This window comes from Cephaloticoccus primus (assembly GCF_001580015.1).
Taxonomy (GTDB): domain Bacteria; phylum Verrucomicrobiota; class Verrucomicrobiia; order Opitutales; family Opitutaceae; genus Cephaloticoccus; species Cephaloticoccus primus.
Genome location: NZ_LSZQ01000064.1, coordinates 1 through 13,819, shown reverse-complemented (window position 1 = coordinate 13,819; position 13,819 = coordinate 1). Strand labels below are relative to the sequence as shown.

Annotated in this window: 8 protein-coding genes and 1 pseudogene; 4 read left to right on the top strand and 5 right to left on the bottom strand. The window is 66.2% G+C overall.

What is annotated here, in order from left to right; genetic code table 11:
• The first annotated feature begins 19 nt into the window (after positions 1-19).
• Positions 20-397 carry a response regulator gene (locus AXK11_RS08405; protein WP_068631198.1) on the top strand — a complete coding sequence of 126 codons (378 nt, stop codon included), beginning with the start codon at positions 20-22 and terminating at the stop codon, positions 395-397.
• A 506-nt stretch (positions 398-903) separates the two neighbouring features.
• A complete protein-coding gene (locus AXK11_RS08400) occupies positions 904-2,436 on the top strand; it encodes a tetratricopeptide repeat protein (RefSeq protein ID WP_156469286.1) in 1,533 nt (510 codons plus the stop codon).
• A gap of 270 nt (positions 2,437-2,706) precedes the next feature.
• On the opposite strand, the gene AXK11_RS08395 is transcribed toward AXK11_RS08400, so the two are convergent.
• The 4 genes from AXK11_RS08395 to glnD form a co-directional block, all read right to left on the bottom strand.
• Positions 2,707-3,594 carry a (R)-mandelonitrile lyase gene (locus AXK11_RS08395; RefSeq protein ID WP_082781057.1) on the bottom strand — a complete coding sequence of 296 codons (888 nt, stop codon included), beginning with the start codon at positions 3,592-3,594 and terminating at the stop codon, positions 2,707-2,709.
• 68 nt (positions 3,595-3,662) lie between these two features.
• Entirely contained in the window at positions 3,663-4,730 is a 1,068-nt protein-coding gene (locus AXK11_RS08390) for an alpha/beta hydrolase (RefSeq protein ID WP_068631194.1), read from the bottom strand.
• A gap of 75 nt (positions 4,731-4,805) precedes the next feature.
• On the bottom strand, positions 4,806-5,909 hold the full coding sequence (locus tag AXK11_RS08385; RefSeq protein ID WP_068631193.1) for an alpha/beta hydrolase: 1,104 nt from the start codon (positions 5,907-5,909) through the stop codon (positions 4,806-4,808).
• Positions 5,910-6,046: 137 nt separating this feature from the next.
• On the bottom strand, positions 6,047-8,968 hold the full coding sequence (gene glnD / locus AXK11_RS08380; RefSeq protein WP_068631191.1) for a [protein-PII] uridylyltransferase: 2,922 nt from the start codon (positions 8,966-8,968) through the stop codon (positions 6,047-6,049).
• Between the two features lie 215 nt (positions 8,969-9,183).
• On the opposite strand from glnD, the gene AXK11_RS08370 reads away from it, so the two are divergent.
• Positions 9,184-12,099 carry a valine--tRNA ligase gene (locus AXK11_RS08370; RefSeq protein WP_068631187.1) on the top strand — a complete coding sequence of 972 codons (2,916 nt, stop codon included), beginning with the start codon at positions 9,184-9,186 and terminating at the stop codon, positions 12,097-12,099.
• 83 nt (positions 12,100-12,182) lie between these two features.
• On the top strand, positions 12,183-13,124 hold the full coding sequence (locus AXK11_RS08365) for a GDP-L-fucose synthase family protein (RefSeq protein WP_343124260.1): 942 nt from the start codon (positions 12,183-12,185) through the stop codon (positions 13,122-13,124).
• A 111-nt stretch (positions 13,125-13,235) separates the two neighbouring features.
• On the opposite strand, the pseudogene AXK11_RS08360 reads toward AXK11_RS08365, so the two are convergent.
• Positions 13,236-13,819: pseudogene (locus AXK11_RS08360) on the bottom strand (hypothetical protein); the annotation flags it as partial.

Below are 13,819 nucleotides of genomic sequence, written 5' to 3'. Positions count from 1 at the left end.
CCCCCCCCCCACTCCCGCCATGCCCAAGAAAATCCTCCTCGTCGAAGACAACGAAATGAACCGCGACATGCTTTCGCGTCGCCTCACGTTGCGCGGCTACGAAGTCATCATCGCCGAAAATGGACAGGAAGGCATCGACACCGCGACCACGCAGCAGCCCGATATCGTGCTCATGGACATGAGCCTGCCCATCGTTGACGGCTGGGAAGCCACCCGCCGCCTCAAGGCCGCCGAGGCCACCCGCCAAATCCCCGTCATCGCCCTGACCGCACACGCCATGGCCGGCGACCGCGATAAAGCCCTCGCCGCCGGCTGCGACGACTACGACACCAAACCGATCGACCTCCCCCGCCTCCTCGAAAAAATCGAACACCTCACCAGCAGCCCCACCGCGTAGAATACCGGCCTGTGTGCGCACAATGAAAGAGTCGAAGACTCCACTGCGCGTGGGGCGGGGGACGGTGTCCCCTTCCATTTAATTTGGGAATCGGCCCCGCCGCGTAGCGGCGGAACACGATTCCCAAATTTGAATGAACTCCCTGACCTTCGGTCAGGTGGAGAGTTAACCCGTAAACTTTTTCACCGCGCCCAAACGGGTTTACGCTTCATTCGCATTTGATGCCTCATCTCCTGTCGCGCAGCGACAGGGGGAGCGAAATTTGCGATTTTGTTTGGGCGCGCAGCGCACGGGCAAAATCGCAAATTCAATGGCACGTGGCGCCCCGCCACCGCCCCACGCGTAGTGGGGTCGAAGATCCGTTTTATTGGGCGAGCCGCTTGTTGGCGGCTCGTCAGCCAAGCGCGCGTGTCTGCTGTCGTTGGGTAGACTTGCGCAGGGGGTGGGTAGTGGGTCGCCGTCGATTAACTTGCTGCGCGGCGGACGGGGCGCGTACTTTCGCGTAAGTGAAAGGCTGGTTACTCGATATTTTCCGTACGGTTTGGGCTTTGTTCTACTGGAACTTGCGCAAGACGGGCTACGTATGGCGCGGGCGCGCTGCCGGGCGCGTGGCGCCTTGTCAGGACGCCAGCGACTCGGGCCGTGGGATGCAGACGGCTTGCGAGGCGTGCCGTAGCTGGAGCAGTCGTGCGCGGTTTCGGCGCGTGTGCCCGCTGCTGGCGCAAAACGCCAGCGGCTATTGGGTGTGCGGGGTCGATGCGGCGCAGGTGCGGCCGTTTTGGGGGCGGGCTTTCGGCTATGTGGGCAGCAGCGTGGCGGCGGTGTTGATCCTTGGAGTGGCGACGCTCTACGGCGCGATGCACGGGATCGGCTACGATGTCTCGGTGCGCCAGCTCGTGTGGCCTCCGGCGTGGAGCGAGCTGCGCACGGTGCGCGCCGAGCTGTTTATCAAACAGGCCCGCGAGAGCTACAAGGCGGGCGACATCCAGCCCGCGATTCAGGCACTGGTCGTGGCCTACCAGCTCAACCCGGGTGACTATAAAACGGCGATGACGCTGGCGCAGTTTTACCAGATCAGCCGCCCCAGCCAGGCGGACGTGCTCTACCAAAACGCGCTGCAGCGGCACCCCGACATGCGCGACGATACCTCGCAGGTGTGGTTCCACAGCCTGCTGGCGCGCGGGCGGGTCGATGTGATTGCCGAGCTGGCCCGCGAGCGCCTCGCGGAGGGCACGCCGCATGCGCCGACCTGGAGCTATGCGCTGCTCGCGGCGGCGCGCTTGATGCCGGAGAAGGTCGATCTGGCGGAGCTGGCCGATGATGTCGCGCTGCCGATCGCGCCTCGCGGGGTGTTTTATCTGGCGTCGCGTGTGGCGAGCCTCGCCCAGTTTTCGCCGGAGGCGGCGCGCAAGGAGATCCTCGAAGCGGCGCCTGTGGCGGGCTTTCCGCTCGACCGCATTTACCGTGTCGAGGCGTTGATCCGGCTCGGGTTTCCCGAAGAGGCGCTCCAGCTGATGTCGCAGTGGAAGGACGAGTTCTCGGGCCGCGACATGGGCCGCCTGCTGCTCGGCATCTACGCAGTCATGGGCGAGCACGAGCAGCTCGAATCCGAGTTTCGCCACATGCTCTCGCCCCTGCGCCCGCTGCGCCCGGCGGAGATCACGATGATGGCGGTGCACCTCATCAACCATCCGGATACGGTGCTCACCAAGCTGCTCGTCGAGGCGCTGCCGCGACTGTCGCGCGCCGAGGGCGAGGAGGGCGAGTGGCTGGAGTGCATCAACGCGGTCTTCTGTGCCGCCGGGGCCAATGGCGATTTCGAGAGCATGCGCACGGTGCAGAAACTGCTCACCGAGGCATACGGCGTAAGCGGCGTGGTGATGGAGATCTTGGGGCTGTTTTTTGAGGGCAAGTCGGAGATCACACAGATCGGCACGATCCTGCCGCACCTGCGCCCGCTGGGCACAGACCTGAACTACGCCCTGCTCGAACGCTACGGCGTGCCCGCCACCCAGCTCCCCGAAGGCGAGGAGGCCTAGAGCTGCCACCGCGCGTGCGGCGCGGGCGGGCAGTTTGGCCCTACGCGGGCGGCGGTGGCGTGGCGCCACGTGCCATTGAATTTGGGAATCGGCTTCGGCACTGCGTGCCGAAACACGATTCCCAAATTTAACCGGACCTTCCCCCAGTCGTTTCACGACTGGGGCAGAAGCTCAAAACGCGGCTGGAGAGTAAACCCATTCGGGCGGATTTCGTTGGTTAACGGGTAAAAGTGCAGGCACCGCCTGCCGCCCCACGCGCGGGTGGGGCGCTTACTCTTCGCCAAAAACGTCTTTGGCGACGAGGGCGGCGCTGACTCCGCTGGGCCAGCCCGCGTAGAAGGCGAGGTGGGTGATCACTTCGACGAGCTCTTCTTTGCTGAGCCCGTTTTGTCTGGCCAGTGCGAGGTGGGAGCGGAGTTGGTCGGGGCGGTTGAGGGCGACGAGGGCGCTGACTGTGGCGAGGCTGCGGTCGCGGCGCGAGAGCTCGGGGCGGGCCCAGACCTGGCCGAAGAGCACGTCGTCGGTGAGATTGGCGAGCGCCGGAGCGATATCGCCCATGAGTTGTTGGGCCCGGCTGGGCTGGGCGGATTGGCCGGTGCTGGCGGCGCTCTTGATAGAAGGGACGGCGACCCCGTGCGCGTGACTTGCGTGACTGGCGGGAGGGGAGAGCTCGGGGGCGAATTGTGCGTCAGTCACGGGGGCGAGCCAGTCGGTGGTTTTCCCGTCCAGGTGCTCGGTGACGGCGATGTGCGACATGGCAGAGTCGGGCCCCGCACCGTGCCAGTGCTTCACTCCTGGTGGGATGCGGACGGTGTCGCCTTTGCGGATTTCCTGGATGGGCTGGCCCCACTGTTGGACGCGCCCTGTGCCTGCGGTGACGATGAGGGTTTGCCCAAGCGGGTGACTGTGCCAGTGCGTGCGTGCGCCGGGCTCGAAGTGGACGAGGCCACCTGCGGCCCGGGAGTCGCCTTCGGCGTGCCACAGTCGGGTGAGCCGTGCGGTGCCGGTGAAGTTTTCGTTGGAAAGAATCTGCGCGGGGGCGGATTGCGCAGGAGTGACCGTGATGGCGGGCGCTGCGGTGTCGTTCGCGCGTGTGTTGAGTGCGAGTGCAGCGGTCATGAGGAGCGTGAGCTGAATGGGGAGGCGTGGGCGTTTCATTTTTTCTGGGGGAAGGGAGCGGCGGGCGCGGTGCGGCGGCGTGGGTATGGCCGGTGAGGGGGGAGATTTTACAGCGTGCTGCCGTAGAAGCGGCGCAGCTCGGCTACCGCTGCGTCCACGTATTCGGGTACCCAGTAGGTCTCGATGTGCTGTGCGCCGGGGATGAGGAAGAGCTGTTTGCTCTGAGCTCCGGTGGCTTTGGCAAAAGCATCTTCGGTCATGTAGAGCGTGTCGGCTTCGCTGCCTGCGATCATGAGGAGGGGCTGGGTGAGGAGCTCGACTTGGTCGGTGGCATCCCAGCGCATCAGGTCGAGCAGGCTGCTGGTGGTGTAGCGCGCAGTGGAGTTGGGGTGAGCGTGGCTGCGCTGGTAGTAGTGCATCCCTTGGCGATATAGGGCGAAGGGCAGGGCGGCGATTTGCTCGTCGGTGAGCTGGGCACTGCCGGTGTAGGCGATGTTTCCACCCGCAGCCTCTGCGGCGCGCGCCTCGGTGGCTTGCTGGAGGCGCTCCTGGATGGAGTTGAGCTGGGAGTCGGCAAAGCCGTTGCGGCGGACTCGGCCCGAGTTGAACAGGCTGAGGGTGGCGACTGCCTTGATGCGCTTGTCTGTCTGCGCGGCACTCAGCGAATAGCCGCCCCCGCCGCAGATGCCGAGCAGCCCGATGCGCGCCCCATCAGCGCCCGGGTAGCGGGAGATGAAGTCGGCCATGCCGTGGATGTCCTCGATCCGGTGGGCGGGTTTATCGACGTTGCGGGGCTGGCCACCGCTGGCGCCTTGGTAGGCGGCGTCCGCAGTGATCGTGATGTAGCCGTGCTCGGCGAGTCGCTGGGCGTAGAGGCCGGCGACCTGCTCTTTCACGCCGCCGTTGGGGTGTGCGATAACGATGACGGGCCAAGCTTTGGCGCGGGCTTTCGGGTCGTAGTGAGCGGGAGTGTAGACGTTGGCGGCGATATCGAGGCCGTTGAGTTTGTAGGTGACGGGGTGGAGGTTTACGGCTCCTGCGACGTTGGCCTTGAGCGCTCCGGCATAGGTGAGCGTGAAGGGGTTGTCCCTATAGTCTTCGGCATTGGTATTTGCTGCGGAAGTTGCGGCGAGGGCCGAGGCAATGGCGGCGCGAGTGATGAATGACTTGGTCATGGAGGGTCTTGTTTTTAAAGAGTGGGGAGTGGTGCGGGGCCGGCGGGAGCGGTGTGGAGAGCGTGTGCGGGCGGGCTAATCGGAGAGGCCCTTGGTCTTGAGGAAGCGGGCCATGTGGTCAGCGACTTCGCGGTTATTGAGGTCGGACATGGGGAAGTGGGTGTTGCCGTGCAGGCCGATGTCGGGGAGGTGGACGAGGGTGACGTCGCCTCCGTGGCGGTTGACGGTGGCCGCCCACTGTCGGGCGATTGCGAGCAGGGCGCGCCATTGGTCTTGCCCGGGGTTTTCGGGAGTCGGTGCGGCGGGGATGTTGTCGCCGTAGTAAATCAAGATGGGGATCCGCGTGAGTGCGGCGAAGTCCGCATCGGGGACGGCGATCCCTTGCGCCAGACCACCGATGTGAGGCACAGGTGTTGGCAGCTCGGCCTCGGGAAAGGGGAAGTTGCTGCCGGGCTCGAAGGAGATGATGGCGCGGATGTTTTCGCTGCGCATCGCGCTGGCCCAGCCCATGCCGCCACTGTGTGAATGGGTGACGAGTATCCCCGGGCCGATCCGCGCAAAGGGGGCCGTAGTTGCCGCGATGTTGGCTTCAAGATCGATGGCCGCGGTATCGGGCACTGACTGCCGGAAGAATTGTTCGAGAGCCGCAGGCTCCGGGGAGAATTGCACGCCATCGTACAGCGTAGGCCAGATGCCGAGCCGGAAGATGCCAAACCAGAGTTGCTCGTCAGGTGCGGCAGCGAGCTGGCCGGAGGCGGTGCTCTTGGCAGCGCGGCCCCGCCGCGGTTGGTCGATCAGGTAGACGGGGTAGCGGCGGCGGAGGAAGAGCGTCTGGAAGCCCTCGCGCCCGTCGGGTGTGGTTTCCCAGGTCTGGCCGGACTGGCCGTAGCCGTGCCACATGACCAGAGGCAGCCGGCGCGCGTTTACAGGGACTTGGTAAAAGACATAGGCATGATCGCCGTGAAGCGTTTGCCCTGCTGACTCTTGGGAGCCGGGCCTGTAGGCACCGTGGGCGATCGGGTCGAAGCGGCCCGGCGCGGTGACGATGCGTCCTCCGACCGAGAAGCTGCCCTGGTCCTGGATTTGCAGCGGCTCGGCGGCTGCGATGTGCGCGGTGCATGCGAGAAGGGTGCCGAGGAGTGGCGTTTTTAGCCCATTGTTAAGCGTCGTGTAGTCCATGGTTTCAGCTTTCGGGTCCGTGGTGTTTCCCGATCCTGTGGTGTGGTCGGGGCCGGTTGCTGAAGAGAGACTACACGAGATGGCAGGGAGCGTTGCCCCCGTTCTTGCTCAAGCTGTGCTGTCCTTGCTGTTTATTATCAGCGCGGAGTGATGATGCCGAGGAGGGCCTGGCGCAGGGGGGCGAGCGTGCTTTCGCTTGGCGCGGCGGCGGCGGAGGCCCCGGAGTCGCGGGCGTCAGTGTGTGCGGCCTCGTTGGGCCGCGTCGGCGGGGCCGCTGTATGGCCCGGTGAGTTGCCGGTGCCGTTTTTGCCCAGGCTGCTTCGGGCGCTTTCGTTGGGCTCGATGTAAAAGGCGTCGAGGGCGATGCCGTGCTCGGTGGCGATGCGCGCCCAGGTGATGTTGTAGCCGTGCTCGAAGATGGTTTTGGCGAGGCGGAAGAGGAGCCCGATCTGGTCGGCCGCCTGGATTTCGACGACGGTGCGGTCAGTCGCTTCTTCGTGGTAAATCTCGACGCTCGGCGGGAAGGCGGTGTGCGGGCCGGCGTCGCGGCCCCGCAGGTAGCGGCTGATGTGTTTTTCGGCTTCGGCGACGATTTGCGGATACAGGTCGCGGTCGGCGAGGAGCGCGCCGCGGATGGCTTGCTCAAACTTGGCGCGCGCTTTCGGGTTCTGGACGAGGCCGCGCCCGGGCTCGATTATCGTAAAACTGTCGATGGCGATGTGGTCGCTGCGGGAGTGCACCTTGGCGCTCAGGATGGAGAGGCCGGCGGCGCTGAGCGCGCCTGCGAGTTTGTAGAAGAGGCCGGCACGATCCCAGGTGACGATGTGCACGGTGGTGTGCGAGCGGTTGAGGTCGTTTTGCCATTCGACGATGGGGCGCAGTGCGGCGTCGGGCGTGGCGGTATCGGTCACGAGCGTGTGCAGGAGGCGGTGCACCATTTGCAGGTGCAGGGCGATTTCGTCGGGCTCGGTGTAGATGGAGTAGCGGCGTTGGAGCCGGTCGAAGTGGGCGGCGACTTCGTCTTCGCTGATGTCGGGGAGCTGGCGCGCGAGGATGTCGCGCTGGGCGTCGTGGCGGCGGGCGAGGTAGCGGGCCTGTATCTCGTCATCGCCCAGGCGCAGGTGCTCCATCGTGCGCCGGTACAGGCGGGTGTGGAGCAGGTCCTTGTACTCGTTCCAGAGCGATTCGCCGACGCCGCGCGCGTCGCAAAAGGTGTGCACATACAGGTAGCGCAGCCGGTCGGGGTCGCCGACGTGTTCGGCGAGCGCGGCGGCGGTCTGCGGGTCGTCCACGTCGCGCGTCTGGCAGAAGCGGCCCATCAGCAGGTGGTTCTTGATGATGTAGAGGGCGATTTGCTGTTTGCTCTCGGGGAGGCCGAGCCGGTGCAGGATGGGGCGCGAGATCCGGACGCCGCTCTCGTCGTGCCCGCGGACGCCCACGCCCTTGCCGATGTCGTGCAGCAGCAGGATCAGGTAGAGGAGCTGCGGGGTGGCGGTTTCGTGCAGGGCCTGGCGGTACTTGGAGGCGGCGGGCTCGGCATCGGCGGCGAAGAGGCGGTCGAGCTCGCGGATGGTTTTCAGCGTGTGAACATCGACGGTGTAGCGGTGGTAGAGCTCGTGCTGGACGAGGCAGGTGAGTTTCCCGAACTCGGGGATAAACAGCCCGAGGACGCCGAGCTCGTGCATGAGGTCGAGTGTCGGGTAGACATTGCCCACCTCGCCGAGGATTGCGCGGAAGCTCTGGCACGCGTCGCGGTCGCAGCGCAGCGCGTCGTCGATGAGGGCGGCGCTTTGCTGGCGGATGAGCTCGGCGAGCGCGAAGTCGGGGCGGCAGCCGAGTTGCTGGCAGTGGCGGAAGACGCGGATGAGGCGCGCGGGGTCGGCGCGGAAGACTTCGGGGCTTTCGGCAGCGAGTTTGTTGCCGCGCTGGAGGAAGCCGTCGAGCCGCTGGACGAGCGGGGTTTGCAGCTCGGCGCGCTGGCGCGCGGCGGCGTCCGCATCCTGCGTGTCGAGCGCGAGCGCGAGCCGGTCTTCGACGAGCAGCGAGAGCCGGTAGATCGTGTGGGCGCAGCGGTAGTAATCGCGCATGAAGACCTCGACGCGCTCCAGGTCGTTGACCTGCGGGTAGCCGAGCTCGCTGGCGAGCACGGGCTGTATGGCGAGGTCCATCAAGTCGCTCGGGTGGCTGAGCAGGAAGTGCAGCCCGCTGCGCACGCGCAGCAGGAAGTCGTAGCTGCGCTCGAACTCGCTGTGGTCGCCCTCGCGCAAATAGCCCAGCTCGACGAGCTCGCGCATCTCGGTGATGCCCAGCTTCACCTGCGCCATCCACAGCGTGTTCTGGTAGTCGCGCAGCCCGCCCACGCCGTTTTTGATGTCGGGCTCCTGGAGGAAGACTGTGTCGCTGGCTTTGGCGCGGCGGGCGGCCTGGTCGGCGAGTCGCTGCGCGATGTAGTCGAGCGGGCCTTCGTTGCGGAAGTAGTGGCGGTAGCTTTTGCAAAACGCGTTTGCCAGCGGGCGCGAGCCGGAGAGGTAGCGGGCTTCGAGTAGCGAGGTCTTGGTGCGGATGTCGCCGCGCGCTTCGCCAAAAACTTCTTCGAGCGTGCGCGTGTAGTGGCCGACCTTCAGGCCGCAGTCCCAGAGCGGGTAGAGCACTTCGGCGATCAAGTGCTCCTGTAGCGGTTTGATCGCGGCGGCGGGCGTGTCGCTTGGGTACAGGAAGAGGATGTCGACATCGCTGAGCGGGCACAGCTCGCGCCGGCCGTAGCCGCCGAGCGCGAGCAGCGCCATCGGCGCGGGCAGGGCGCCGTGCGGATAGTGCGTCACCGCATGGAGCATCAGTGCGCGCAGCAGCGCGTCGAGCGTGTCGGCCCGCTCGCGGGCGATCTGGCGGCCACCCGCTCCGGCGGCGTGGTGCGCGCGCAGGGCTGCCGTCTGCTCTGCCAGAAATGCTTTGCACGCGGCGAGCCGCGCGGCGCCTGTGGCCGCCTCGGGCAGCGCAAACTGCGGCGCGGCATCGTGCGCGTGGGGGGCGGTGGGGGAGTCGGCGGCGGCTTTAGCCATAAGCAAGAGGGAGGCGGGCGGGCAGGGGGTGGGGGAGAGCAGGCCACTACGGGTGGCGTGCTGGCGAGCGGTATTTGCGCGGCGCCGGGCGCGTGCGCTCGTGCGCGAGCGTGGCCGGGGCGGGCGCGCGGGTGAGGCGGGAGGGGCGGGAGGGCAGCAAAGCCACTTGCCAGCGTTTCGCACGGGCCGTTTGCTCGCGCTCTTTTTCCCCCCGAATGTCCGACATTTCCAAGAGCTACGAGGCACGAGAGATTGAGCAAAAGTGGTACGCCGCCTGGCAGGCTGCGGGCGCCTTTGAGGGCCGCGCGCCAGAGCCGGTTTCTGCGGCACCCGCCGGTGCGGCTGCGCCCGCCCGCGAAGCCTACTCGATCGTCATCCCGCCGCCCAATGTGACGGGCGTCCTCACGATGGGCCATGTGCTCAACAACACGCTCCAGGACGTGCTCATCCGCCGCGCCCGGCTTGAGGGAAAGGCCGCGCTCTGGCTGCCGGGCACCGACCACGCGGGGATCGCCACGCAGACGGTCGTCGAGCGCCAACTGCGCCAGCAGGGGCAGACGCGGCACGACCTCGGGCGCGAGGCCTTCGTCGAAAAAGTGTGGGACTGGCGCGAGGAGAAGGGCGGCATCATCCTGGAGCAGCTCCGCCGGCTCGGCGCCTCCTGCGACTGGGCGCGCACGCAGTTCACGATGGATGCGGAGTACTCGCGCGCCGTCCTCACGCTCTTCGTAGAGCTCTTTAATAAAGGCCACATCTACCGCGGCCGCCGGATGGTGAACTGGTGTCCGGTGTCGAAGACGGCGCTCTCCGACGAGGAAGTCATCATGAAGCCGAGCAAGGGCTTCATGTACGTCGTGCGCTACGAGCTCGCGCGCTCCCCCGGCCAGTTCATCACGGTAAAAACGACGCGGCCCGAGACGATCCCGGGAGACGTCGCCATCGCCGTCCATCCCGACGACCCGCGCTACGCCGCGCTGATCGGCGCGACCGTGCGCCGCCCGCTGGGGCCCCCCGCCGAGATCCCCATCATCGCCGATGCGGCGGTCGACAAGGACTTCGGCTCCGGTGCGCTGAAAATCACGCCCGCGCACGACAAGGTGGACTTCGAGATCGGCCAGCGGCACGGCCTTGCGCAGATCGACGTGCTCGAAGCCGACGGCACGCTCAACGCGCTGGCGGGGCCCGAGCTCGCCGGGCTCGACCGTTTCGAGGGCCGCAAAAAAGCCGCCGAGCTGCTCGCCGCCAGCGGCGCGCTCGTCGAGGCCGAGCCCTACGAAAACAACGTGGGCTACTCCGAGCGCGCCGATGTGCCGGTCGAGCCGCGGCTCACGTGGCAATGGTGGCTGCGCTACCCGCGCGTCGAGGAGGCCAAGGCCGTCGTGCGCGACGGGCTCATCAAGTTTTACCCCGCCCGCTGGGCAAAGGTCTACCTGCACTGGCTCGACAACCTGCACGACTGGTGCATCAGCCGCCAGCTCTGGTGGGGGCACCGCATCCCCGTGTGGTACCGCAAGGGGCTCGACGTCGAGGCGCTCAGCGAGGCCGATCTGCGCGATCCGCAAAAGCTGCACGTCTCGCTCGACGGCCCGCCCGACCCCGAAAACTGGGTGCAGGAATCCGACGTGCTCGACACCTGGGCCTCGTCCTGGGCCTGGCCCTTCGCGACGCTCGGCTGGCCCGACGAGGCCTCCATGCAGCGCGCGGGCTTCGATGCGTTTTACCCGACGGCGACGCTCGTCACCGGCCCCGACATCATCTTCTTCTGGGTGGCGCGGATGATCATGGCGGGGCTGGAGTTTACGCGGCCGGGCGAGCCGCTGGAGCGGCGCATCCCGTTTCGCAACGTGTACTTCACGGGCATCATCCGCGACGCCCAGGGCCGCAAGATGTCGAAGTCGCTGGGCAACTCGCCCGACCCGCTCGACCTCATCGCCAAGTACGGCGCGGACGGGCTGCGCTTCGGCATCCTCTCGATCGCGCCTCAAGGTCAGGACATCCGCTTCCAGGAAGAGCGGATCGAGGGCGGCAAGAACTTCTGCAACAAGCTGTGGAATGCCTGCCGCTTTCGCCAGATGAGCGGGCCGGTGGGCGACAACTCCTCGCTCGCCGCCATCCTCGCGCGGCTGGCGCCCGAGCACTTCGACGCCGATGATCATGCGATCTTCGCGCGGCTGGTGGAGACCAGTGCCGAGGTCGAAAAGTGTTTTGCCCACTTCGAGTTCAGCGCGGCGGTGTCCGCCCTGTACGGATTTTTCTGGAACGACTTTTGCGATTGGTACGTGGAAGTCTCGAAGGCGAAGTTGCAGGCTCCCCCGAAGGATGGAGCTTCTTCCGCATCGCAGGCTGATGACGGGCAGCCAGCGAGCAGCCCGCCGGTAACGCGCTCTGCAAAGAGCTGCCTTGCGCTACAGGATCTCGTGCTGCGCCAGACGCTGCTGCTCCTGCATCCCTTTATCCCCTTCATCACCGAAGAGCTCTGGCAACTGCTCGGCTATGCCGGGCCGGAATCCGCGGCGAATGAGTCTGCATCGACGACGGGCCAGGCGGGAGGGCGAGCCCGTCGCGAGGAAGCCGGCCGGCGACCGTTTATCGAAGAGACGCGCATCCCGCTTGCGGCGGAGCTCCGCGCCGCCGCCGAAAAACAGTGCGGGCTCGCCATCGACGCGCAGGCCGTCGAGCAGCTCGCGCGGCTGAAGGCGCTCGTCGCCCAGGCGCGCACGCTCAAGGCCTCGCGCGGTCTCGCGGCCCGCCGCGACACGCGCTTCCTGCTCAAGGCCGACGATGCGCAATGGGCCGCAGTGAGCGAAGCCCTCGCCAAGCTCACACGCTTGATGGGCGCATCCGAAATCGCCCGCCAAGACTCGGTCGAGGGCGGCTCGGCGGTGGTGACGCCGCTGGGCACGCTCGCGCTCGACCTCGCCGCAGCGCTCGACGTGCCCGCCGAAAAAGCGCGGCTGAGCAAAGAGCTCGACGCGCTCGCCAAGCACATCGCGGGGACGGAGGCGCGGCTCGCCAACCCGACTTTTGCACAAAAAGCGCCGCCCGCTGTCGTGGAGGGCGCGCGCCGCCAGCTCGCCGAACAAATCGCCAGGCGCGAGGAGCTCACGCGGCTGCTCGACTCGCTCGGTTGAGCCGGGCCGCCGTGTGCGGCAGCTCGCTCGCCTGGGCGCGGCTGCACCACAGGTTTTTTTCGCACGCATCCACAAACGCTCACATGCCCATGAAACTCTTTATCGCAGGACACCAAGGGATGGTCGGCCGCGCGCTCCTGCGCCGCTTTCAGGGCGAGCCCGACATCGAGCTCGTGGTGCGCACGCATGCGGAGCTCGACCTCTGCGACCAGGCGGCGGTCGACGCATTCTACGAAGCGGAGCGGCCCACAGCGGCGATAATCGCCGCGGGTCGCGTCGGCGGCATCCACGCCAACGCGACTTATCCGGCGGACTTCATTTATACCAACCTCGCTATCGCGGCGAACTGCATCCACGGCGCGTGGCGCGCGGGCGTAGGGCGGCTGCTCTTCCTCGGCAGCTCCTGCATCTACCCGAAGCACGCGCCGCAGCCCATGACCGAGGACTGCCTGCTCACCAGTGCGCTGGAGCCGACGAACGAGGCCTACGCGCTGGCAAAAATCACCGGCCTGAAACTCTGCCAGTACTACCGCGCGCAATACGGTGTGCTCTACCACTCGGCCATGCCGACCAACCTTTACGGCCCGGGTGACAACTACCACGCGCAAAACTCGCACGTGCTGCCCGCGCTCATCCGCCGTTTTCACGAGGCCAGGGAAGCGGGCGCGCCCAGCGTGACCGCCTGGGGCACCGGCAGCCCGAGGCGGGAGTTCCTCCACGCCGACGATCTGGCCGATGCCTGCGCCTTCCTCCTCGCGCACCCAAACCCGCCCGACTGGATCAACGTGGGCACAGGCAGCGATGTGACGATCCGCGAGCTCACCGAGCGCGTCGCGGCGACCGTCGGCTACGCGGGGCGGATCGAGTGGGACGCGAGCAAGCCCGACGGCACACCGCGCAAGCTCCTCGACGTCTCGCGATTAACGGCTCTGGGCTGGCGCGCGCACCTCGACCTCGAAGACGGGCTGCGCCGCACCTACGCCAGCTACCTCGCCGAAAAAGCCGCAGGCACCCTGCGCGAGTAAACGCGCTGGGGCGCAAAAAAAAGCAGCCCTCTGGAAAGGCTGCTTTGGCTGGGCTATCGACGTGTGTGGGGCGCGCAGCCAGCCGGCTGCTGCGCCTTGCGGTAGCTTCGGTTAGCGCGAGTCCTGCCGCTGCTCGCGAATCGCTGCCATTATCGCATCGAGCTTCACATCCTGCTCCCTGAACCGTGCGTCGATCTCATCAAACCGTGCGTCGATCTTTTCGAACTTTGCGTCCTGCTCATTAAACCGCGCGTCGATCTCCTTAAACTGTGAGTCGATCTTCTCAAATCGTGTCTCCATTTTTTCAAAGCGGGCATCCATCTTCTCTTCCAGCCGCTCCAGTCGCTGCTCGACCCTATCTATGCGTGTGTTAATCGAGCGGTTATCGGCTTTAAGCTCCGCAATCACAGCATTCAGGTTTCCCTGTAGCTCGCTACGCGTTGACGAGATGCCGCTTTGCTGCATCAAAAACATGGTCACAAATGCTATCAGCATTGTGGCGATGGTTACTACGGCCCAGCCAGTGAAGCTTGCCCGAAGTCCCTTTAAGTCATTTATAGTTACTGTCTTGGATCCCACATCTTCCCAGTGGGTCTCCAGCACTGATACTCGCTCTTCTATGGGGCGAGCGTAGGCAGGTGCGCTTTCCTGGGGCGCGTCGCGAGCAACTTCACGCTCCGCCGTCTGAGTGCGCC

What these genes read in the sequence shown, in the direction of transcription:
- AXK11_RS08405 (WP_068631198.1), top strand. Translation starts at nt 20, where the DNA reads ATGCCCAAGAAAATCCTCCTCGTCGAAGACAACGAAATGAACCGCGAC.
- AXK11_RS08395 (WP_082781057.1), bottom strand. Translation starts at nt 3,594, where the DNA reads ATGAAACGCCCACGCCTCCCCATTCAGCTCACGCTCCTCATGACCGCT.
- AXK11_RS08390 (WP_068631194.1), bottom strand. Translation starts at nt 4,730, where the DNA reads ATGACCAAGTCATTCATCACTCGCGCCGCCATTGCCTCGGCCCTCGCC.
- AXK11_RS08385 (WP_068631193.1), bottom strand. Translation starts at nt 5,909, where the DNA reads ATGGACTACACGACGCTTAACAATGGGCTAAAAACGCCACTCCTCGGC.
- glnD (WP_068631191.1), bottom strand. Translation starts at nt 8,968, where the DNA reads ATGGCTAAAGCCGCCGCCGACTCCCCCACCGCCCCCCACGCGCACGAT.
- AXK11_RS08370 (WP_068631187.1), top strand. Translation starts at nt 9,184, where the DNA reads ATGTCCGACATTTCCAAGAGCTACGAGGCACGAGAGATTGAGCAAAAG.
- AXK11_RS08365 (WP_343124260.1), top strand. Translation starts at nt 12,183, where the DNA reads ATGCCCATGAAACTCTTTATCGCAGGACACCAAGGGATGGTCGGCCGC.